Annotated in this window: 23 protein-coding genes; 9 read left to right on the top strand and 14 right to left on the bottom strand. The window is 62.5% G+C overall.

Annotated features, from left to right (window positions below; genetic code table 11):
• Positions 1–16 precede the first annotated feature (16 nt).
• Positions 17–2,089, bottom strand: coding sequence for a putative bifunctional diguanylate cyclase/phosphodiesterase (locus LB547_RS06225; protein ID WP_140494180.1), 2,073 nt, complete (start codon positions 2,087–2,089; stop codon positions 17–19).
• Between the two features lie 306 nt (positions 2,090–2,395).
• Here LB547_RS06225 and LB547_RS06220 point away from each other — a divergent pair, with 306 nt between their 5' ends.
• Both LB547_RS06220 and tdh read left to right on the top strand, forming a co-directional pair.
• Positions 2,396–3,583 (top strand): glycine C-acetyltransferase, encoded by a 1,188-nt coding sequence (locus LB547_RS06220; RefSeq protein WP_140565147.1) that lies wholly within the window; start codon positions 2,396–2,398, stop codon positions 3,581–3,583.
• Positions 3,584–3,635: 52 nt separating this feature from the next.
• Positions 3,636–4,670, top strand: a complete 1,035-nt coding sequence (gene tdh / locus LB547_RS06215) for an L-threonine 3-dehydrogenase (RefSeq protein ID WP_140494176.1) — start codon at positions 3,636–3,638, stop codon at positions 4,668–4,670.
• A gap of 39 nt (positions 4,671–4,709) precedes the next feature.
• On the opposite strand, the gene LB547_RS06210 is transcribed toward tdh, so the two are convergent.
• From LB547_RS06210 to LB547_RS06195, 4 genes are all read right to left on the bottom strand, one after another.
• Entirely contained in the window at positions 4,710–5,357 is a 648-nt protein-coding gene (locus LB547_RS06210; protein ID WP_181165122.1) for a CDP-alcohol phosphatidyltransferase family protein, read from the bottom strand.
• A gap of 4 nt (positions 5,358–5,361) precedes the next feature.
• A complete protein-coding gene (locus LB547_RS06205) occupies positions 5,362–6,312 on the bottom strand; it encodes a phosphatidate cytidylyltransferase (RefSeq protein WP_140494172.1) in 951 nt (316 codons plus the stop codon).
• Positions 6,309–6,947, bottom strand: coding sequence for a lysophospholipid acyltransferase family protein (locus tag LB547_RS06200; RefSeq protein ID WP_140495013.1), 639 nt, complete (start codon positions 6,945–6,947; stop codon positions 6,309–6,311). The genes LB547_RS06205 and LB547_RS06200 overlap by 4 nt, the downstream gene beginning before the upstream one ends.
• A 157-nt stretch (positions 6,948–7,104) precedes the next feature.
• Complete coding sequence (locus LB547_RS06195; RefSeq protein ID WP_140494170.1) at positions 7,105–7,548, bottom strand: MarR family winged helix-turn-helix transcriptional regulator; 444 nt, start codon at positions 7,546–7,548, stop codon at positions 7,105–7,107.
• Positions 7,549–7,647: 99 nt separating this feature from the next.
• On the opposite strand from LB547_RS06195, the gene hmgA reads away from it, so the two are divergent.
• From hmgA to LB547_RS06180, 3 genes are all read left to right on the top strand, one after another.
• Positions 7,648–8,961: a homogentisate 1,2-dioxygenase gene (hmgA, locus tag LB547_RS06190; RefSeq protein WP_140631486.1), complete on the top strand. Its 1,314-nt coding sequence runs from the start codon at positions 7,648–7,650 to the stop codon at positions 8,959–8,961.
• A 118-nt stretch (positions 8,962–9,079) separates the two neighbouring features.
• A complete protein-coding gene (locus tag LB547_RS06185; protein WP_140761674.1) occupies positions 9,080–10,093 on the top strand; it encodes a fumarylacetoacetate hydrolase family protein in 1,014 nt (337 codons plus the stop codon).
• Between the two features lie 19 nt (positions 10,094–10,112).
• Positions 10,113–10,649 (top strand): DinB family protein, encoded by a 537-nt coding sequence (locus tag LB547_RS06180; RefSeq protein WP_140494164.1) that lies wholly within the window; start codon positions 10,113–10,115, stop codon positions 10,647–10,649.
• A 9-nt stretch (positions 10,650–10,658) separates the two neighbouring features.
• Here the strand turns inward: LB547_RS06180 and LB547_RS06175 are convergent, their stop codons facing one another.
• From LB547_RS06175 to hppD, 3 genes are all read right to left on the bottom strand, one after another.
• Positions 10,659–11,036 (bottom strand): type II toxin-antitoxin system VapC family toxin, encoded by a 378-nt coding sequence (locus LB547_RS06175; protein WP_140494162.1) that lies wholly within the window; start codon positions 11,034–11,036, stop codon positions 10,659–10,661.
• Positions 11,033–11,257, bottom strand: a complete 225-nt coding sequence (locus LB547_RS06170; protein WP_140761671.1) for a type II toxin-antitoxin system Phd/YefM family antitoxin — start codon at positions 11,255–11,257, stop codon at positions 11,033–11,035. The genes LB547_RS06175 and LB547_RS06170 overlap by 4 nt, the downstream gene beginning before the upstream one ends.
• Positions 11,258–11,327: 70 nt before the next feature.
• Complete coding sequence (gene hppD / locus LB547_RS06165) at positions 11,328–12,440, bottom strand: 4-hydroxyphenylpyruvate dioxygenase (protein WP_140761668.1); 1,113 nt, start codon at positions 12,438–12,440, stop codon at positions 11,328–11,330.
• Between the two features lie 138 nt (positions 12,441–12,578).
• On the opposite strand from hppD, the gene LB547_RS06160 reads away from it, so the two are divergent.
• On the top strand, positions 12,579–13,046 hold the full coding sequence (locus LB547_RS06160; protein ID WP_140515609.1) for an Lrp/AsnC family transcriptional regulator: 468 nt from the start codon (positions 12,579–12,581) through the stop codon (positions 13,044–13,046).
• Here the strand turns inward: LB547_RS06160 and LB547_RS06155 are convergent.
• From LB547_RS06155 to aztA, 4 genes are all read right to left on the bottom strand, one after another.
• Positions 13,043–13,381, bottom strand: coding sequence for a TIGR01244 family sulfur transferase (locus tag LB547_RS06155; protein ID WP_140494156.1), 339 nt, complete (start codon positions 13,379–13,381; stop codon positions 13,043–13,045). The two genes, LB547_RS06160 and LB547_RS06155, sit on opposite strands and share 4 nt — an antisense overlap.
• A gap of 144 nt (positions 13,382–13,525) precedes the next feature.
• Complete coding sequence (gene aztC / locus LB547_RS06150) at positions 13,526–14,467, bottom strand: zinc ABC transporter substrate-binding protein AztC (protein ID WP_140761665.1); 942 nt, start codon at positions 14,465–14,467, stop codon at positions 13,526–13,528.
• A 29-nt stretch (positions 14,468–14,496) separates the two neighbouring features.
• Positions 14,497–15,372, bottom strand: coding sequence for a zinc ABC transporter permease AztB (gene aztB, locus LB547_RS06145; protein ID WP_140557055.1), 876 nt, complete (start codon positions 15,370–15,372; stop codon positions 14,497–14,499).
• Positions 15,372–16,220 (bottom strand): zinc ABC transporter ATP-binding protein AztA, encoded by an 849-nt coding sequence (aztA, locus tag LB547_RS06140; protein WP_140560547.1) that lies wholly within the window; start codon positions 16,218–16,220, stop codon positions 15,372–15,374. Before aztA ends, aztB begins: the two co-directional genes overlap by 1 nt.
• A 221-nt stretch (positions 16,221–16,441) precedes the next feature.
• Here aztA and LB547_RS06135 point away from each other — a divergent pair, with 221 nt between their 5' ends.
• On the top strand, positions 16,442–16,786 hold the full coding sequence (locus LB547_RS06135) for a RidA family protein (RefSeq protein ID WP_056562755.1): 345 nt from the start codon (positions 16,442–16,444) through the stop codon (positions 16,784–16,786).
• Positions 16,787–16,914: 128 nt separating this feature from the next.
• Here the strand turns inward: LB547_RS06135 and hutC are convergent, their stop codons facing one another.
• The gene (hutC, locus tag LB547_RS06130; RefSeq protein ID WP_140761662.1) at positions 16,915–17,658 is read right to left on the bottom strand and encodes a histidine utilization repressor; all 744 of its coding nucleotides are present in this window, start codon (positions 17,656–17,658) and stop codon (positions 16,915–16,917) included.
• 13 nt (positions 17,659–17,671) lie between these two features.
• A complete protein-coding gene (locus tag LB547_RS06125; RefSeq protein ID WP_140761659.1) occupies positions 17,672–19,027 on the bottom strand; it encodes a formimidoylglutamate deiminase in 1,356 nt (451 codons plus the stop codon).
• A 96-nt stretch (positions 19,028–19,123) separates the two neighbouring features.
• On the opposite strand from LB547_RS06125, the gene hutI reads away from it, so the two are divergent.
• Together hutI and hutH are read left to right on the top strand one after the other, a co-directional pair.
• The gene (hutI, locus tag LB547_RS06120) at positions 19,124–20,359 is read left to right on the top strand and encodes an imidazolonepropionase (protein WP_140557050.1); all 1,236 of its coding nucleotides are present in this window, start codon (positions 19,124–19,126) and stop codon (positions 20,357–20,359) included.
• A complete protein-coding gene (gene hutH / locus LB547_RS06115; protein ID WP_140761656.1) occupies positions 20,356–21,891 on the top strand; it encodes a histidine ammonia-lyase in 1,536 nt (511 codons plus the stop codon). Before hutI ends, hutH begins: the two co-directional genes overlap by 4 nt.
• Position 21,892 lies beyond the last annotated feature (1 nt).

The following is a 21,892-nucleotide window of genomic DNA, read 5'->3' as shown; positions in this document are numbered from 1 at the left end:
CGCGGGTGAGGGCTGCCTACGCCAGGCTTCCCTGCAGCACCGTTAGCCTGGCCTTCTTCGGCATGCGGGCGCTCAGCCAGTCACGGGCTTTGTCCTGCGGCATCGGGAAGGCGATGGAGTAGCCCTGCACCTGGTCGCATCCGATGGCCATCAGTGAATCGAGTTCGGCTTCGGTCTCGGCGCCCTCCGCGACGATCGAGATACCAAGGCCGCGCGCGAGCTCGGTGATGGCGCGCACGATCTTGGAGTTGTCACCGTTCTCATGGATGTTCTGGACGAAGCGGCGATCGATCTTCAGCCGGTCGATCTCGTTGGGATTGACGTGGCTGAGCGACGCGTAGCCAGTGCCGAAATCGTCGAGCTCAAGATGGACGCCGGCGGCCCTGATATGGCGTAGCTTTGCCGCGATGCCTGTCTTCTCGTCATCGAGAATGACGGATTCGACGATTTCCAGCGACAGTTTCTGCGGCGGTAGGCCGGCCTTCTCAAGCGTCTCGAACAGGAAAGCATCGAAGTCGTGCTCGCGCAATTCGGTTCCGGATACGTTGACCGCAAGTCGTCCGAAAGCAATGCCGTCGCGGTTCCATTCGGCGGCTTCGTTGATCGCCTTGCTGATGACGATGCGGCCGATATCAGGCATGAAACCGCATTTCTCGGCGACGGGAATGAATTCGCCAGGCGAGATCATGCCGCGCTCGGCATGGTTCCAGCGCACCAGCGCCTCGATGCCACTGATCGTGCCGTCGCTCAGTGAAACCTGCGGCTGGAAATAGACCTGGAATGCCTGCTGTGAAATGGCAACCTTGATGTCGTGCTCGAGTTGCTTGCGATAATCGAGTTCGCGACGCAATTCCTCGGAGAAGAACGAGAAATTGCCGCCGCCCATCTTCTTGGCGGAGTAAAGCGCCAGATCGGCGTGAACCAGCAGGTCCTGGGCGTTGTCGGCGTCGATCGGATAGACGGCGATGCCGCCGCTGGCGCCCGGTAGAATGGTCGTGCCCTGGAAGACGATCGGCTCGTTGATGTGCGCAAGAATGCGCCGTGCCAGCATGTTGATGTCTTCGCTGCCGCCGGCGCCGTTGAGGATCATCACGAACTCGTCGCCACCGAGGCGCACGCACAGATCCGACGCCCGACAGGAATCGCGCATGCGCTGGGCCGTGATGACCAGCACATAGTCGCCGGCGGCGTGGCCGAGCGTGTCGTTGATCTGCTTGAACCGGTCGAGATCAAGCTGCACCACCGCAAGACGTTCGCGCCGACGATGCGCGCTCTTGATCAGCGTGTCGAAATGGTCGGTCAGGAATGTGCGGTTGTGCAGACCTGTCAGCCCGTCATGAACGGCGATGAAGGCCATCGAATTGCGCGCATCGACGAGTTCGCGCGTCTTGCGCAGGATCGCGTTTGACATGGGCCGGAAGATGAACAGCGCCACCAGAACGATGACGCCGATCGTGGCGTAAAACAGCGTGCGGTGCAGATCGAGCATCTTTTCGGATCGTTCGTCGGCGAAAGCGCTGATGCGCTGGCCCAGCGCCGAATAGCCCGACAATGTTGCGTTGGCGACCGAGGCGTCGAGGGTGACGCGCTCGTAACCGCCCTTGTAGCCGCCATTGTCGCCGAGTGCGAGTTGGGACGAGAAGGCCGATACCAGGCGTTCGCCATTGGCGACCAGCCCGACGGAAAAATAGTCGAGATGGAAAGGCTTGCCGAAAAGGACGTTCTCGATCGTCTTCGGATCGAGCCTGGCCGGCGACTTTGGATCGGCGGCCGTCTGCTTGAGCAGCAGGTCATAGTTGGTTTCGAACTCCGCCGTCGCCTGCTTGAGCGCGTTGACGAGCGCCGGCTGCTTGTCGCGCGAAGCAGCACCGGTCGCACCGGCGAGGAAGACGATGCGCTGCGACAGCGTCTTTTGCGTGCTGACGATATCGAGCAGCGTATGGTTGTGCCGTTGGGTGGCCATCACCTGCTGCAGCAGGATGAAGGAAGCCACCACCATGGCGGCGATGATCAGCAGCGCCAGCCAATAACCAGCCTTGATCAGCAGTATGAGCTTGCCTGAAACGGTTTGCACCGGCTGCTGCGACATCTTGGGGGGCGGCCCTCTCGCCAACGGATTCCTGTATGAGCATCATTGAACTGCAAACATTAACAGGACTGGAAATCGACAGCTGGCCGACAAGGGGAAAGGCTTAAAGGTCGCGAAATGGTTATCGGCCTCTTTCGCGGCCGGTCCGCATTTGAACATTCGCCGGCCCATGTGATCCGGATCGTCCCTCGAGCCATGCCTGCGGCATCCGTTCGACATTACCCAGCCACCTGATCCGGTCGCTTTTGCGGTGGATTTTTTGTGCGTGCGGGACGACAGTCGGCCCACGTCAAACGAGGCACGATCATGACCGCAGCATTTCTCTCCCATATCGACGGCGAACTTGAGGGGCTCAGATCGGCCGGACTGTACAAGTCCGAGCGGGTAATTTCCTCCACGCAGTCGGCTGAGATCGAGGTCGGCGGCGAGAAGGTGCTGAATTTCTGCGCCAACAACTATCTCGGCCTCGCCGACAGCCCCGACCTGCGCGAGGCGGCAAAGCACGCGCTCGACCGCTACGGCTACGGCATGGCTTCGGTGCGTTTCATCTGCGGCACGCAGGAGGAGCACAAGCAGTTGGAAGCGACGATATCGTCCTTCCTCGGGATGGACGACACCGTCCTCTACGGCTCCTGCTTCGATGCCAATGGTGGACTGTTCGAGACGCTTCTGGGCGAGGAGGACGCGATCATCTCCGATGCGCTGAACCACGCTTCCATCATCGACGGGGTCAGGCTGTCCAAGACCAAGCGCTTCCGCTACGCCAACAACGATATGGCGGATCTCGAGGCGCGGCTGAAGGAGGCGAAGGATTGCCGGTTCCGGCTGATCGCCACCGACGGCGTGTTCTCGATGGATGGCATCATCGCCAATCTCGCGGGTGTGTGCGATCTGGCCGAAAAATACGATGCCATGGTCATGGTCGACGACAGTCACGCGGTCGGCTTCGTCGGCAGGAACGGCCGCGGCTCGGCTGAGCATTGCGGCGTCGAGGGCAGGGTCGACATCATCACCGGTACGCTCGGCAAGGCGCTGGGCGGCGCTTCCGGCGGCTACACGTCCGGCAAGAAACAGGTGGTCGACTGGCTGCGCCAGCGCTCGCGGCCCTATCTGTTTTCCAACACGCTGATGCCGGCGATCGCCGGCGCCTCGATCAGAGTGTTCGACATGATCCGCAATGGCGATGCCCTGCGCGAGCGCCTATATGCCAATGCGGAACGGTTTCGGACACAGATGGGGAAGCTCGGCTTCACGCTGGCAGGCGCCGGCCATCCGATCATCCCGGTCATGCTGGGCGATGCGAGCTTGGCGCAGGAGATGGCGGCGCGCATGCTGCAACGCGGCATCTATGTCATCGGCTTCTCCTTCCCGGTGGTGCCCAAGGGCCAGGCGCGCATCCGCACGCAGATGTCGGCTGCGCATTCCAGCGCCGACATTGATCGGGCGGTCGAGGCTTTCGGTGCGGTTGGCAAGGAACTAGGTGTGATTTCCTGAGCGACCGGCGCCGCAAACCGCTTCCGGATCAAGAGATTCAAGGGACAAAAGAATGTCGAACATGATGAAGGCGCTGGTGAAGGCCAAGGCCGAGCCGGGCATCTGGATGGAAGAGGTGCCGGTGCCGGAAATCGGCCCCAACGACGTCCTGATCAAGGTGAAGAAGACTGCGATCTGCGGCACCGACGTCCACATCTACAATTGGGACCAGTGGGCGCAGAAGACGGTGCCCGTGCCGATGGTGACCGGCCATGAATTCGTCGGCACCGTCGCGGATTTCGGCGCCGCGGTCACCGAATACAAGGTCGGCCAACGCGTGTCGGGCGAAGGCCACATCGTCTGCGGACATTGCCGCAACTGCCGCGCGGGCAGGGGGCATCTGTGCCGCAACACGCTCGGCGTCGGCGTCAATCGCCCGGGCGCCTTCGGCGAGTACCTGGCGATCCCACAGCACAATGTCGTGCCGATCCCGGACGATGTGCCGGACGAGATCGCCGCGATCTTCGATCCCCTGGGCAATGCGGTTCACACCGCATTGTCATTTGATCTGGTCGGCGAGGACGTGCTGGTCACCGGCGCCGGACCGATCGGCATCATGGGCGCGCTGGTGGCGCAATGCGTCGGCGCCAGGAAGGTCGTTATCACGGATATCAATCCGGTTCGGCTGGATCTTGCGCGCAAGCTTGGCGTCCAGCACGTCGTCGACGCCTCCAAGGAAAAACTGAGCGACGTGATGCCGGCGCTCGGCATGACGGAGGGTTTTGATGTCGGCCTGGAAATGTCGGGGGCAGCCCCCGCCTTCCGCGACATGATCGACACCATGAACAATGGCGGCAAGATCGCCATCCTCGGCATTGCGCCGACCGGGTTCGAGATCGACTGGAACAAGGTCATCTTCAAGATGCTGCATCTCAAGGGCATCTATGGCCGCGAGATGTTCGAGACCTGGTACAAGATGATCGCGCTGGTCCAGGGCCCGCTCGACGTCTCAGGCCTGATCACGCACCGCATCGGCATCGATGATTTCCAGGTTGGATTCGACGCGATGCGCAGCGGCAGTTCGGGCAAGGTGGTGATGGACTGGTGATCGATGCGCCGGGAGTCTCAGGCTTCGAGGCTGGCGATGCTAGGGTCGCCTGGTTTTCAGCCATCGCACCTGTCGCCATGCGCGCCGCAACGCAGTTGCGGCGGCGCCGATGGCAATGGCGGCGAGCGCAAGCGTCAAGACTTCGTTGTGGCCATTCCAAAGGAATTCTCCGGTAGATAGCAGTGCCGCGACGGTTGCGACTGCCATGCGATGTGGCTTGGCCATCGGTCCGGTGAAATCGCTCGGCGTCTCGTTGGCCCGCCCCAATTCCCGCACATAGGCGGTGAGAACCGAAAAACAGGCCGCTGCCCAGCCAAGGCCAGGCATGCCGATGCCGTAACCTATGCCGGCCATGATGGCGATATCGGCGAGCCTGTCCGGGAACTCGTTCCAGAACGGCCCGTCGGCCGACGCCTTGCCGCCCTCGACGGCGACCATGCCATCGAACAGATTGCACAGCAGCCGCAGTTGGCAAAACAGCGCCGCGCCCAGCAACAGCAGCGAACGAGAAGTGCCGCCGCTCTGCCCGCCAAGCCAGAAAGCCGTGCCTGCCAGCGCGCCGGCGAGGATACTGGCCTGCGAAATCTGGTTGGGGGTCACGGAGAGTGCGGCGAGACGTCTGGCCGTCGCTTGTGCCCAGCGCGTGTCGCGGCTTGCAAGTGGTCTGCGATCGCCCGTGTTCATCACTGCCTCATCCCGGTGACCAGAAATAACGAGTGAGATGGAAGAAGATCGGAGCGGAGAAAACCACCGAATCCAGCCGATCTATCAGGCCGCCATGGCCGTCGATCAGATGGCCCCAATCCTTCACGCCGCGGTCACGTTTGATGGCGGACATCACAAGGCCGCCGAAAAAACCCATCAGCGTGATCAGGAAGGCCATCGCGCCCGCCTGAAGCGGAGAGAACGGCGTGATCCACCACAGGCCAGCGCCGATGAGGCTGGCGCTTGCAACGCCGCCGAGGAAACCTTCAAGCGTCTTGGACGGCGAAAGCTTTGGTGCGATCTTCGTATGCCCGATCGCCTTTCCCCAGATATATTGCAGTACGTCGCTCAATTGCACGACGATGACAAGGAAGGCTATCAGAAGCACATTGCGACCCTCGTAGCCGGGAATATGCAACGTCAGAAGAGCCGGGACGTGGGAGGCGCAGAAAACGCAGATCATCAACGCCCATTGCACCTCGGCAATTCGAACGAGGAAGTGCTGGGTGTCGCCCCGTGTGGCTGAGATGATTGGCATCAACAGGAAGGCGTAGACCGGGATGAAAACAGAAAAGATCCCGTAGTCCTCGATCCAGAGCAGCACATACTGTACCGGCAGCACGACGAAAAACGCCGTGGCCAGCGCCCAGTGGTCGGCACGCCGGGTGTTGGTCAGCGTCACGAATTCGCGAAGTGCGGCGAAGGAACAGAAGCCGAAGAGAAGCAGGACGCCGATCCGCCCGGCGATGAATGCTATGGCGATGAGGATCGCCATTACCCACCAGGCATTGATACGGGCGTTGAGGTTCTCGATGGCTGGGTTGGAGCCTTCTGGCGACAGCCGTCGCTCCAGGATATGCCCCACGAAAGAGGCCACGAGCAGGATCCCGCAGACGCCGAGCACGAGAACCATCATATCGAATTGGGTTGAGCTCATTCCGCTGCCTTTTTCGGTGCCAGCGCCAGCAGCGCCCCACGTGCCCGCTCGAGGAATATATCCTTGCTCTCGCCATCAGCCAGGTTCATTGGCTCGCCGAACGTCACGGTGCAGATCAGCGGGATAGGCACGAATTCCCCTTTCGGCATCACTCGGTTGAGATTGGCGATCCATACCGGCACCAACTCGAAATCCGGGTGCGATGCCGCTAAATGGAACAGGCCGGACTTGAATGGCTGCAAGGACGCGTCGGATTGGTTGCGCGTGCCTTCCGGGAAGAGAATGAGCGAAGAGCCTTCCCTCATCGCCTCTCCCATGCTTTCGACAGGATCCATCGTGCGTCCATCGCGATTGCGCTCGATCAGGACGGCATTGAAAACGTCACGGCCGATGAAGGCTCGGACTTTTGATTTCAGCCAGTAGTCGGCACCCGCTACGGGACGCACCCGCCGCCGCAGGCGCGGCGGCAGAACAGCCCAGATCAAGATGAAATCGCCATGGCTGGAATGATTGGCAAAGAAGATCGAGCGACGCCGAGGCAATCTGCCTTCATGCCAAAACGGCCGCACAGCGGTGATGGCTCTGGCAAACAGCAAGACGACCACGGCCACCGGCCTCGCGAGCAGCGACTTCATTCTTCCCCCAATTCGCCCGTCGATGATCACTGGCTGACATACAGCACTGAAAATCCGCCACCGAGCAAGCAGCGATCGAAAATGACCGCCAGACAGTCTCTGCTTCAAGGCGCTGTCGCGTCGAGCCACCGTCTCATATTCTATCGGCCGATAGCCGCTATCTCAGACCCAACGCGCTTTCCAATGACGCAACGCCTTTGACGATGGAGGCTTGCTGGTCGGCGCTCAGCTGGGCCAGCAGTTCCCGTTCGAAAGCCTTCGCCAGTGGCACCATCTCGCTATAGGCCGCAAGTCCGGCTCTGGTCAGCGCCAGGTGCTCGACGCGGCGATCGTTCTCGTCAGTGGTTCGGATGAGCCAGCGGCGACGCTCAAGCTCCGCCACGGCACGCGAAACCTTTGTCTTGTGCATCGCCGACTGCGCGCCGAGTTCCGTCGCGGTCATTGTGCCGCGCTGGCCAAGCCCCGAAAGCGTACGCCATTCCGGCCGTGTGAGGCCGTGACGCTCCTTGTAGATCCGAGAGAATTCGCGGCTCAGCGCATCGGCCAGCCGATACAGCCGGTAGGGCAGAAAGCTTTCGAGTTCCAGGATTTCGGATTCCATGACCAGCCATCGAGAAATGCCCGCGCACGGCATTGATAGTTACATTTTGGATGGTTACAAATGAAACCAATTTGGTCAAGCATTCGCGAGGAGGAAGCGATGGCCTTTTCCTACATGCCGGGTTTCGGTAACGATTTCGAAACCGAAAGCCTGCCGGGTTCGCTGCCGCAGGGGCGTAATTCACCGCAGCGGCCGGCCTACGGCCTCTATGCCGAGCAGCTCTCCGGTTCGCCCTTCACCGCGCCGCGCGGCACCAATGAGCGCTCCTGGCTTTACCGCATCAGGCCGAGCGTCAGACATACCGGGCGCTTCAAGTCGGTGAGCTATCCCTTCTGGAAAAGTGCGCCCAATGTCGGCGATCATGAGCTGGCGCTCGGCCAGTATCGCTGGAGCCCGGTGCCGATGCCGAAGGAGCCGACCGACTTCATCGCCGGCATGCGCTCGATCACCACCGCCGGCGACGTGCTTGGGCAGACCGGCATGGCGGCGCATGTCTATGTCGCCAACAGGTCGATGGTCGACGACCATTTCTTCAACGCCGACGGCGAGTTGCTGGTGGTGCCGCAGGTAGGCGCCTTGCGCTTCGTCACCGAGATGGGGGTCATCGAGCTCAGGCCCGGCGAGATCGCGGTCCTGCCGCGCGGCCTCGTGTTCAAGGTCGAACTGGTCGATGCCGAAGTGCGCGGCTATGTCTGCGAGAACTACGGCGCCAAGCTGACGATGCCCGACCGCGGCCCGATCGGCGCCAACTGCCTGGCCAATCCGCGCGATTTCAAGACGCCCTGCGCCTGGTTTGAGGAGAAGGAGACGCCCTGTCGGCTGATCGTCAAATGGTGCGGACATTTTCATGTCACGGAAATCGGCCATTCGCCCCTCGATGTGGTGGCGTGGCACGGCAACTATGCACCCTATAAATATGATCTGGCGGCGTTTTCGCCGGTTGGTGCGATCCTCTTTGACCACCCCGATCCGTCGATTTTCACGGTGCTGACGGCGCCGAGCGGCGAGGAGGGCACCGCCAACATCGATTTCGTCATCTTTCCGCCGCGCTGGCTGGTGGCGGAGGATACGTTCCGCCCGCCCTGGTATCACCGCAACATCATGAGCGAGTTCATGGGGCTGATTCACGGCCAGTACGACGCCAAGGAAGAAGGGTTCGTTCCCGGCGGCATCAGTCTGCACAATCTGATGCTGGCCCATGGCCCGGATGCACCTGGCTTCGAAAAGGCCTCGCGCGCGGATCTGAAACCGGTCAAGCTCGACAACACCATGGCCTTCATGTTCGAGACCCGGTTCTCGCAGATGCTGACCCGCTACGCTGCCGAACTCGACACCAGGCAGGACAATTACATCGACTGCTGGGCCGATCTGAAGAAGCGCTTCAATGGCACGCCCGAGGGCGATTGGTCCTGAAGGATCGCTGCCGCCGGAAAACTGCCTTCAGGAAAGTTGAGCCGGCGGCTTGACGATTGCCCATAACAGCCTTGTTGTGGGCCAAGCGGCGCAAGGCCGCGTCAGGAGAGGAAACCGCATGAAGCTTGCCACATTGAAGAACGGGACGCGCGACGGAAAGCTCGTCGTCGTCTCGCGCGATCTTACACGCTTCACCGATGCCTCCTTCCTGGTGCCGACGCTGCAGGCGGCGCTCGACGATTGGCGGCGGATTTCGCCGCATCTGGCCGCAATGGCGGAGTCGCTCGAGAGCAATGCGGTGCCGTCGGCGCGCTTTCACGAACATAATGCCCATTCGCCGCTGCCGCGCGCCTATCAATGGGCTGACGGTTCGGCCTATGTGAACCATGTCGAGCTGGTGCGGAAGGCGCGCGGGGCCGAGATGCCGGCGAGCTTCTGGACCGACCCGCTGATCTATCAGGGCGGCTCCGACAGCTTCATCCCGCCGCGAGACCCGATCCGCATGGCCGACGAGGCCTCTGGCATCGACATGGAGGCGGAAGTCGCGGTCGTTGTCGATGATGTGCCGATGGGCGCCAGCCTCGAAAAAGCGCGGGAGGCGATTCGCCTGGTGATGCTGGTCAACGACGTGACGCTGCGTGCGATCACCGGACCGGAACTCGCCAAGGGGTTCGGCTTCTTTGAATCCAAGCCGTCCTCGGCCTTCTCGCCGGTCGCGGTGACGCCGGACGAGTTGGGCGAGGCCTGGGACGGCGGCAAGGTCAGCCTGCCGCTGCTTGCCGACCTCAACGGCAAACCTTTCGGCCGGGCGAATGCCGGCGTCGACATGACGTTCGATTTCCCTGCGCTCATCGTGCACGCGGCGAAAACACGGCCGCTGGCGGCCGGCACCATCATCGGCTCCGGCACCGTCTCCAACAAGCTCGGCGGTGAGCCTGGCAAACCTGTCTCGGCCGGCGGCGCTGGCTATTCCTGCATCGCTGAACTGCGCATGATCGAGACCATCGAGAGCGGCGAGCCGAAGACGCCGTTTCTGCGTTTCGGCGACACGGTGCGCATAGAGATGAAGGACAAGGCCGGGCATTCGATCTTCGGCGCCATCGAGCAGACGGTCGAGAAATATGAAGGGTGAGAGCGCAAGAAGTTGAAGGATGAACCTGCTTGATCATCTGCGCCGAATGGCCCGCAACAACCGCTGGTCGAACGACCGGCTCTACCGCGCCGTGCTTATGCTGGGGCCTGGTGAATTCGAAGCCAATCGCATCAGCTTCTTCCCGTCGATAAGGGCGACGCTCAACCACATCCTTGCGGTCGATCTTCTCTATCTCGATTTTCTGGAGCAGGGCGGTATCGGCGCCGCGGTGTACGATGATTTCGTGCCGTTCGATAACGCAGCCGATTTGTCAGTGGCCCAGATCAAGTTCGACCGCAGGCTGATCACCTTCTGCGATGCCTTGTTGGAAGCCGACCTCGACCGCCATGTCATCACTGACCGGCGTGGAGACGGCATGATCCCGGAAAAGATCGGCGATATCCTCGCCCATGTTTTCCTGCATGACATCCACCATCGCGGCCAGGTGCACGCGATGCTGTCCGGCACGTCGGTCGCGCCGCCGCAACTCGACGAGTTCCTGCTCGATTATGATTTGAAGCTGAGGCAGGAGGAGGTTGGACGGCTGGGTTTGTGAGACCACTGCTTATGTCAGGGCGACGTCGTAGCGGGCGAAATGCGGGTCGGATGTCATGATGGTTAGTTTGTCCATTTGCGCCTGCGCAATCAGTAGTCTGTCGAATGGATCGCCATGGTGGTGGGGTAGGCCAGCGACAGCGTTCGCATGCTGGAAGGTGACGGCGAGCGGCTGAAATTGCATCCTTGGAAGCAGTGTTGGCAGATCATCCGGCGCATCGAGTTTTCTGATTGAGCGCTTGATGGCAATTTCCCAGACGCTTGCCGCGCTGGCGAACACCACCGCTTCCGAAGCCAGGATGGCGCGGTAGTGCTTGCTGAGACGTCGATCGTCCGAAATCGACCAAAGGATGATATGTGTATCGGCGAGAAACGGGCCGATCATCATTTGACGTACTCGTCCCATTCGGGGCCGAGTTCGTCAAAATCGTCCGCAATCCAGATCTTGCCTTTCAACGCGCCGATACGCGGCAAGGGTTCCGCCGCTGCCGGAGGCACGATACGCGCAGCCATCTTGCCGTGGCGCGTGAGTACAATCTCTTCACCGGCTTCCGCGCGGCTGACGAGTTCCGACAATTTGGCCTTGGCCTCGGCGATGGAAACATTCATGGCTCGATCCTTTGTGACCATAATTTAGGTCATAATTTATCGAACCGCAAGCCGCCTGGTCGGGGTCGATCTACTCCGCGGCCTGCACCTTGATCACGCCGCGCTTGATCTGGTCCTGCTCGATCGATTCGAACAGTGCGCGGAAATTGCCTTCGCCAAAGCCTTCGTCGCCTTTGCGCTGGATGAATTCGAAGAAGATCGGTCCGATCACGGTCTTGGAGAAGATCTGCAAGAGGATCTTCGTCGTGCCGCCGTCGACCACGCCTTCACCGTCGATCAAAATGCCATGCTTCTTCATGCGCTCGATCGGCTCGTCATGGCCGTTCACGCGTGCATGCGACATCTCGTAATAGGTCTCCGGCGGGCCGGGCATGAATTTCAGCCCATTGGCGGCAAGCTTGTCGGTGGCCTCGTAGATCGCGTCGGTGCCCACCGCTATGTGCTGGATGCCCTCGCCATTGTACTTCTTCAGATATTCGGCGATCTGGCTGGTGTCGTCCTTGGACTCGTTGAGCGGAATGCGGATCTTGCCGCAGGGCGAGGTGATCGCCCGGCTGACCAGCCCGGTGATCTTGCCGTCGATGTCGAAGAAATGGATCTGCTTGAAGCCAAACAGGTCGCGGTAGAAACCCCACCATTTGTCCATGTTGCCGCGGTAGACATTATGCGTGAGGTGGTCGAGGAAATAGAAGCCGACGCCTTCCGGCCTGGGGTCGCGTTTGCCCAGCCATTCGAATTCGGCATCATAGGCCGAACCCCTCTCGCCATAGGTTTCGATGAAGTAGAGCAGCGAGCCGCCGATGCCAACGATCGCCGGCACGTCAAGCGTCTTGTCGGCGCCTTCGTAAGGCGTGGCTCCTTTCGATACCGCGTGTTCGAAGGCATGCTTGGCGTCCACGACCCGCCACGCCATCGAGGAGGCGCATGGGCCATGCTTGTCGACGAACTTCATCGCATGCGAGCTGGGCTCGGCGTTGACGACATAGTTGATGTCGCCTTGCCGCCAGACGGTGATGTCCTTGGTGCGATGCCTGGCCACGGCTACGTAGCCCATGCGGGTGAACAACTCGGCCAGCTTCCGCGGCTCCGGATGCGCGAATTCGACGAACTCGAAACCGTCGGTGCCGGCAGGGTTGGTCTTGCTGATCTTGGCGGGCGGGGCGTCGTGCGGGAAGGGACCCATGATAATCCTCCGGAAGCTGGCTTGGCCTGGATGGGCCATCTCAACTCATCATAGCGCGGGCAGGTCGCACGGTGCTTGCATTCAAACGCTTGAAATGTTTATCTGATGCATGAAATGTGCATGGTTTTTGGAAGTATCATGAATGATGCGCGTCTTGATCAGTTTGATCGCAAGATATTGGCGCTGTTGCAGTGTGACGCACGGCTCACCAACAACGACCTTTCGGAGCGGGTGAACCTCTCGGCCTCGCAATGCTCGCGCCGCCGCCAGCGGCTTGAGGAGGACGGCTATATCAAGGGCTATCGCGCCGTGCTTGACCGCGACCGGCTGGGCTTTTCGCTGGTCAACGTCATCTCGGTGACCTTGGCCACTCACAACCGCGACAATGCGCGGCGCTTCGGCGAACTGGTGGCGCGGCTGCCCGAAGTGCAGGAGGCGCACGCGCTGACCGGCGAAATGGATTATATCCTGAAGGTGGTTACGCCCGACCTGAAATCATTGTCGGAGTTCGTCAATGGCGTGCTCTTGCCCCACGAATCTGTGCAGCACGTCAAGACGGCGATTGTGCTCGAGACGCTCAAGGAGACGGGCGCGCTGCCAATCTAACCCTTCGACTGCTGAATCAGCCCATAGAGATTGGTGCAGCGGGCGCCGGAACGGCAGTAGGCGAACACCGGGCCTTCCAACTCGTCGAGCGCTTGTCCCTGGTCCTCGACATTCTCCGCCGTGATCTGGCCGCTGATGACGGGGATGTAGCGGAAGGCAAGCCCGGCAGCCTCGACTGCGGCCTTGAGCGTGTCGGCCGAAGGCTGGCCGGGCTGCTCGTCGTCCGGCCGGTTGCAGATCACGCTCTTGAAGCCTGCTGCCTTGATGGCGGCGACGTCCTCGGGCTGGATCTGGCCCGAGACCGAATAGTCCTCGCTGATCTCGCGGTATTCCATTGTGGTGTCCTCGCAATCTGGTTGGGCAGTCTTGCCACTCCCCGGCACGGCCGGCAATCCACGCCGAGGGATTTCTCTGCCAAATAGCGAGTGCTGACCGGAAAATCCAACCGGGCCGCGAGGGCCCGGTTGGGTCGGAGCGGCTCAACTGCCGAGGATCGCGCCTTTGATCTGCGTGATGTTGTTGTGCATCATGTCGACATAGGTCGAGGCCGGGCCTTCGGGCTGCGACAGCGCGTCGGAATAGAGCGTGCCGCCGACCTTGATGCCGGTCTCGCTGGCGATCTGCTCGATCAGGCGCGGATTGGTGATGTTCTCGACGAAGATCGCCGCCGCTTTGTCCTGCTTGACCTGCTCGACCAGCTTGGCGACGTCGGCGGCCGACGGTTCGGAATCCGTCGAGACGCCCTCCGGCGCTAGGAAGGTCAGGCCGTATTCGTGCTCGAAATAGCCGAACGCGTCATGCGAGGTGATGACAACGCGTTTTGCCTCGGGGATGGACTGGATCGCCGCCTTCACCTCGCTTTCGAGCGCGTCGAGCTTCTTTGTGTAAGCCGCGGCGTTGGTCTGGTAGCTGACGCAGCCATCATTGTCGGCCGCGCAGAACGCTTCGGCAATGTTCTTCACATAGATCTTGGCGTTGGCGATCGACTGGAAGGCATGTGGGTCGGTGACCGTCTTGCCGCCGCCGGTACCCGCGCCCTCCGCCGCGTCCGCATCGGCGAATTCCGGTTTGAAGTCGATCGCCGCCACGCCCTTGGTCAGGGTGACGATCGAGGCCTTGGTGGCGCTGGCATCGACCAGCCGCTGTAGAAAGCCCTCGAAATGCAGGCCGTTGACCAGCACCAGATCGGCGCCCGCCATGGCGACCGCATCAGCCGGGCTCGGCTCGTAGACATGCGCATCGCCGTCGGGTCCCACGATGGTGGTGATGTTGACGCGGTCGCCGCCGACATTCCTGGCGAAATCGGCAATGACGGTGAAACTCGCGACCACTTTCAAGGGCGCCGCAAAGGCCGACGACGCGCCGAGAGCAGTTAATGTTATAACGCTCATCGTGAGGGCGGCGCGGATCGATTTCAACATGGGCGGTCTCCTTGGAGGCTAGGGATAGATCAGGCCGTCCGATGACGGTGATGGACGATGCGGGCGCGCAGCGCGCCGCGCGTGCCGAACAGGATCGAGGCGAAATAGACGACGCCTGCCGACAGGATGATCGCCGGGCCTGAGGGCAGCGAGGCGTGGTAGGACAGAAGCAGTCCGGCGATGCAGGAGGCAAAGCCGATCAGCACGGCCAGCACGCACATCGGTTCGACGCGCACGGTCCAGAAACGGGCCGCGGCGGCCGGCAGCATCATCAGCCCGACCGACAGAAGCGTGCCCAGCGCCTGGAAGCCGCCAACGAGGTTGAGCACGACGAGGCCGAGGAAAATGAAATGCACCGGACTGCCCCACCGGCTGACCGAGCGCAGGAACAGCGGGTCGAGGCATTCGGCGACCAAGGCCCGCCAGAAGACGGCAAGGCTGGCAAGCGTCACCAGCACGATGCCGCCGATCAGCGTCAGCGCTTCATCGTTGAGCGCCAGCACCGTACCGAACAGCACATGCATGAGGTCGACGCTGGAGCCACGGACCGAAACCATCAGCACGCCGACGGCGAGCGAAATTAGGTAGAAGGCGGCCATCGAGGCGTCTTCGCGCTGGATGGTGAATCGCGAGACGGCGCCCGCGCCGAGTGCAACGACGATGCCGGCGATCAGGCCGCCAATCGTCATCGGCAGGATTTCCAGCCCGTAAAGCAGGAAGCCGGCGGCGGCGCCCGGCAGGATCGCGTGCGCCATGGCGTCGCCCGAGAGGCTCATGCGCCGCAACATCAGGAACACGCCGACCGGACAGGCGCCGAGCGACAGCATCAGCGAGCCGAACAGCGCCCGCTGCATGAAGGCGAAATCGGCGAAAGGCGCGATGAAGAGTTCGTAGAAGACGTTCATCATGCAGCCCTTGGTCCGGCGCCATGATGGTGGTGACGATCCTGTGCATGGGCAGGCTCATCATGATCGTGACCATGTCCCTCATGGTCATGTCCGTCATGGTCATGATCGGGTCCGCCCGGCTCGCACCATGGCGCGTTCTCTTCCCACGCTTCATGGAAGCGCCTGGCCCGCAGGAGATTCTCAGGCCGCAGCGTCTCCTTCGTCTCGCCCCAGGCGACAGGCTGGCGGGCCAGCAGCAGCGTTTCGGGAAAATTCTGCCGGACAAGGTCGAGGTCGTGGACGACGACCATGATTGTGCGTTCCTCGCCATGCCAGCGCTTGATCAGCGCAATAAGATCGCCCATCGTCTTTGCATCGACGGCGTTGAACGGCTCGTCGAGCAGGATGAGATCCGCATCCTGCAACAGCACGCGGGCAAACAAGGTGCGCTGCAACTGGCCGCCCGACAGCGTGTCGATCGGGCGGGTCTCGAAGCCGCCAAGGCCGACCGCCATCAACGCCTCGCTGACGGATTGGCGATCCTCCTTGGTATGGCGGCCGAGCAGCCCGCGTTTCGGCCACAGGCCGAGCGAGACCAGATCGACGACCCGGGCCGGAAAGCTGCGGTCGAGTTCCGACTGCTGCGGCAGATAGGCGGCGCGCACGCCTGGCGCCCGCGTCACCGCGCCGGCCATCGGCTTCAGCACGCCGACGATACCCTTCATCAACGTCGACTTGCCCGAGCCATTGGCGCCAACGACGGCGGTCAGCGAGCCTTTGCGTATGATGCCGTCCAGATGATGGATCGCCGGATGGCTGTTATAGCCAAGCGTCAGGTCACGGAATGTCAGGCAGGTTTCGGTCATTTGACGGTCCGTGGGGCGGTAGTGCAGCTGCCGGGCAGCGCCGATTGGATATGTGATGTTATTACATTAGTCAACAAGCCAATCGAGCGGAATTGTGGCTGCCGGCTCAACTTGCCGTGACCCTCCGGCGCTGCTGGTCCAAGGGGATTTGGAACGCTCGGCCTTGCCCGAAGCCGATGCCAACTCTAAAGAGGCGCGACCACAAAGGAAGGAAACCTCCCATGAGCATTCGTCGCATCGATGTTGGCCCGCGCATGAGCCAGATCGTCATTCACGGCAATACCGTCTATCTGGCCGGCCAGGTCGGAGAGCCGGGCGGCAACGTCGCCTCGCAGACCCGCGATATTCTGGCGACGATCGACGAATTGTTGGCCAAGGCCGGCACCGACAAGACCAAGATCGTCCAGGCGATCATCTGGCTGGCCGACATGGGCACCTTCGCCGAGATGAACTCGGAATGGGACAAGTGGGTGCCGCAGGGCCACACACCCGCACGCGCCACCGGCGAAGCCAAGCTCGCCGGTCCGGAATATCTGGTCGAGATCATTATCACCGCGGCGATCTGAGCTTTTTACCCTCTCCCTTGTGGGAGGGTCGCTGCGCAGCAGCGGGGTGGGAGCGGCGCTCACCCCACCCGTCTCGCCAACCTTGCTTCGCAACGTCGGCTCCGCGACCCTCCCGGAGAGGGGGAGGGTCAGGCCTGCGGCGTGAATCTTGCCACCAACGTGTGGCTCTCGGCTGCATAGGTGAAGCGCACATGGGTGACCGGGTGCTCGGCACTCCATGTCCGGCGCTCGACCACAAGACAGGCCGCACCAAGGCCGATGTCGAGGGCACCGGCAACACGCTCGTCGGCGGCAACAGCACGAATGCGATGCTCGGCCTCGCTCCACGGCACACGGCCGATCAGCCACGGGCCCGGCGCAATATCCAGGAACTCTTCCTCGCCGGCTTCCTTGACGGCGGAGAGATTGATCAGCCGCTCTTCGAGCGCGAACGGCCGTTCTCCGGCGAAATGCAGGCATTCCAGCGATAGCACCGAACCCGAGGCGGAAAGCCCGAGCAGCGACCGGCCTTGCGCGCTGCTGCGCCGCTTCAGGCGCGCCAGCCGCTCATAGCGATAGGGCAGGCCGAGCGCTTCGACCTCGATCCTGATGTCGTGGATTTCCAGCACCGCCGCTTGCGATTGCGGCTGACGCACGAAGCTGCCTGAGCGCCGGCGGCGTTCGATCAGTCCTGACTTGGCAAGCTGCGACAGCGCCTTGTTCACCGTCATGCGCGAGCAATCATATTCGGCCGTCAGCTCGTGCTCGAACGGGATGCGATGCCCCGGCGCCCAGGCGCCGGACAGGATTTTCTCGCTTATGTCCGACAGGATGCGCTGATGCAGCGACACCGTCTCGCCGCCCTCCGTCTCCGCTGTCGCGACCATGCTCATGGGCTGTCCCTGATCAGCCTGCCGAAAGCGCGGTCATGACATTGCGGAAACGCGCCGCGATGGCGTCGCGCCTGGCGTGCGTGCCGCCGCTGACTTGCTTTTGGCCGTGCACCCAGACGCAATCGACCTTGGTGCCGTTGGCGAAGATCCAGGCGTCGAGGATCGTGTCTCCGGCCTTGCCGGCAAGCGAAGCCTGGCTGTGGTCGAGCGATACGAGGTCGGCGGATGCGCCAATGGCGATCCGCGAGGCGCCGGCGCCAAGGGCGGCGCTGCCGCCGTCAAGCGCTGCGTCGAACAGCGCGCGGCCGGTCGAGCCGCCGGCGACCGCCAGCACGTTGCGGGCGCGGTGGGCAAGACGCTGCGAATATTCGAGTTGCCGAAGCTCGTCCGGCAGGCCGATCAGCACGTTGGAATCGGAGCCCACGCCGAAGCGGCCGCCATGTTGCGTGAACAGCGGCGCCGCAAAAATGCCATCGCCGAGATTGGCTTCGGTGATCGGGCACAGCCCCGCGATCGCGCCGCTTTTTGCCATCGCCATGGTCTCGGCATCGGTCATATGGGTGGCATGGATCAGGCACCAGCGCCGGTCGACATTGGAATGGCCAAGCAGAAATTCGACTGGACGCGCGCCCGACCAGGCAATGCAGTCCTCGACCTCCTTCACTTGTTCCGCGACGTGGATGTGGATCGGTCCCTCCGGCGTCATCGCAGCGACTTGTCGCAACTCCTCGACCGTCGCCGCACGCAAACTATGGGGGGCGACGCCGATGACCGCTTGATTCAAGGTGCGAACGCATTCGCGACTTTTCTCAACCAGGCGTGAGAACCGGTTAACATCATTGAGAAATCTGCGCTGACCTTCGTTGGGAGCCGCGCCGCCGAAAGAAGAGTGTGCATAGAAGACCGGCAGCAGCGTCAAGCCTATGCCGGTTTCTGCGGCGGCGGCCGCGATGCGCTCGGCCATTTCGGCAATGTTGGCGTAGGGCTTTCCGTCGCGGTCGTGATGCAGATAATGAAATTCGCCCACACGCGAAAAGCCGGCCTCCAGCATCTCGACATAGAGCTGGGAGGCGACCGCCTCGACCTGGTCGGGCGTCATCGACAGCGCGAAACGGTACATCACCTCGCGCCAACTCCAGAAACTGTCGGCCGACGGGCCGCGCAACTCGGCAAGTCCGGCCATGCCGCGCTGGAACGCGTGGCTATGCAGGTTGGGCATGCCCGGCAGGACGATGGCGTGGCGTTCGTCGCCGGTGTTCGGCGCAACCCCGGCGTCGATTGCCGCAACGCGGCCTCCGCCCAGGGCGATGCGCACATTGCTTCGCCAGCCTTCCGGCAGAAGCGCCTGTTCCGCAAAGATCGCCGTCACGTTGTTCTCCGAATCCTGGCTTATGATGACAATAGCACTTGCGGTGCTTTTTAATATGTATATACATAACCGCCATCCTTTCAAAGGGAAAATATGATGGCTGGAGAAAGCAGGGGCCGGGCGGCGGCGGTTCGCATATGGCGCAATGCGCGCCTGGCGACTTTTGCCGAAGGGGCAGCAGGGCAGGGCGTCGTCGAAAAGGGCGCCGTCGCCGCGCGTGACGGCACCATCGTCTATGCCGGCGCCGAAGCCGATATTCCGGCGGCGTTCGAGCAGCGTGCCGAGATCGTCGATTGCGAGGGCCGCTGGATCACGCCCGGCCTGATCGACTGCCACACCCATCTCGTCCATGCCGGCGACCGCGCCAACGAGTTCGAGATGCGGCTGGCCGGCGCCACCTATGAGGAGGTCGCCAGGGCCGGCGGCGGCATCGTCTCGTCGGTCAGGGCCTTGCGTGCCGCGGGTGAGGACGAACTGGTCGCTCAGACACTGCCGCGTCTGGATGCGCTGATCGCCGAGGGTGCTACGACCGTCGAGGTCAAGTCCGGCTATGGCCTTGACCTGGAAAACGAGAAAAAGTCGCTGCGCGCGGCGCGCCGCCTGGGCGCCGAGCGCCCGGTGACGATCCGCACGACCTTTCTCGGCGCCCATGCCTTGCCGCCGGAAGCCAAGGGCGACAAGGACGCCTTCATCGATCTCATCACCGCCACGATCCTGCCGGCCATCGCTGCCGACGGGCTTGCCGACGCCGTCGATGGTTTCTGCGAAGGCATCGCGTTTTCGGTCGAGCAGATGGCACGGGTCTTCGAAGCCGCAAAGGCGCTTGGCCTGCCGGTAAAGCTCCATGCCGACCAATTGTCGAACCTGCACGGCGCCGAACTCGCCGCGCGCTATGGCGCGCTGTCGGCCGACCATCTCGAATATACCGATGAGGCAGGCGCGGCGGCAATGGCTGCATCGGGCAGCGTGGCGACGATCCTGCCCGGCGCTTACTATTTTATTCGCGAGACGAAGAAACCTCCGATCGAATTATTCCGCAGGCATGACGTCAGGATGGCCGTCGCCACCGACAACAATCCCGGCACCTCGCCGCTGACGTCGTTGCTGCTGACCATGAACATGGCGGCGACCTTGTTCGGCATGACGGTCGATGAATGCCTCGCGGGCGTGACCCGCGAAGCCGCCCGCGCACTGGGTCTGCTCGGACAGACCGGCACGCTGGAGGCGGGCAAATCCGCCGATCTAGCGATCTGGAGCATCGAGCGCCCTGCCGAACTCGTCTACCGCATGGGCTTCAACCCCTTGCACGCGCGCATCTGGAGAGGACAATGACCGAACTCGTACTGAAACCCGGCAACGTGACCCTGGCCGACTGGCGCGCCATCTATCGCGGCGCCGTGCCCAGGCTCGACGATGCCTGCCGGCCAAAGATCAAGGCGAGTGCGGAGGCTGTCGCACGCATCGTCGCCAAGGGCGAGCCGGTCTATGGCATCAACACCGGTTTCGGCAAACTGGCCAGCGTCCGCATTCCTGCCCAGGATCTCGAAACGCTTCAGCGTAACATCGTGCTCTCGCACGCCGCCGGCGTCGGCGAGCCGATGCCGGTCGCTGTTTGCAGGCTTATGATGGCCTTGAAGCTTGCCAGCCTGGCGCAGGGCGCCTCCGGCGTGCGGTCGCGCACCATCGAGCTGCTGGAAGCGATGCTGGCCAACGATGTCATCCCGGTGGTGCCGGCGCAAGGTTCGGTCGGCGCCTCCGGCGACCTCGCGCCGCTGTCACACATGACGGCCGTGATGATCGGCGTCGGCGAATGCTTCACCCCGCATGGCCGCTTCCCGGCCAAGGTCGCCTTCGTGTCGCATGGGCTGGAGCCTGTCATCCTTGGCGCCAAGGAAGGGCTGGCGCTGCTTAACGGCACGCAATTCTCGACCGCCTACGCGCTGGCGGCCCTGTTCGAGGCCGAGGTTCTCTACCAGTCGGCACTGGTCGCGGGTGCATTGTCCACCGACGCCGCGAGGGGCTCGGACGCCCCCTTCGATCCGCGCATCCATCTCTTGAGAAGGCATCGCGGCCAGATCGAGACGGCGGATGCGCTGCGCAATCTGATAGCCGGCAGCGCCATCCGCGAATCGCACCGCGTCGGCGACGAACGCGTACAGGATCCCTATTGCCTGCGCTGCCAGCCGCAGGTGATGGGGGCGGCCCTCGACGTGTTGCGCAAGGCGGCCGACACGCTCGGCACGGAAGCCAATGGCGTCACCGACAATCCCTTGATCTTCGCCGAGGACGACACGGCCTTGTCGGGCGGCAATTTCCATGCCGAGCCGGTGGCTTTCGCCGCCGACATGATTGCACTCGCCGTCTGCGAGATCGGCTCGCTGTCGGAGCGCCGCATCGCCATGCTGGTCGACCCTGCGCTGTCGGGCATGCCCGCCTTTTTGACGCCGAAGCCCGGCCTGAACTCCGGTTTCATGATCCCGCAGGTGACGGCGGCGGCACTGGTTTCCGAAAACAAGCAGAAGGCCTATCCAGCAAGCGTCGATTCGATCCCGACCTCGGCCAACCAGGAGGATCACGTCTCGATGGCCGCACATGGTGCGCGCCGGCTGATCGGCATGGTCGAGAACGCCACGGCCGTCATCGGCATCGAGTTGCTGGCCGCGACCCAGGGCTGCGATTTCCACGCGCCGCTTGCTTCCAGCGCCGCACTCGAAGCGGTGCGCAAATTGGTCAGGGCCGAGGTGCCGCATCTCGACAACGACCGGCATTTCCATCCCGACATGGAGAAAGCCATCGCCATGGTGCGAAGCGGTGCGGCGGTGAAGGCGGCGAGCGCGGTGGCGCTGCCGGGGATTGCCTCATGAG

It is taken from the genome of Mesorhizobium sp. B264B1B, assembly GCF_020165765.1.
GTDB lineage: Bacteria > Pseudomonadota > Alphaproteobacteria > Rhizobiales > Rhizobiaceae > Mesorhizobium.
Note: the sequence above shows the minus strand (reverse complement) of the source record. Positions and strands in the feature narration are given on the sequence as shown.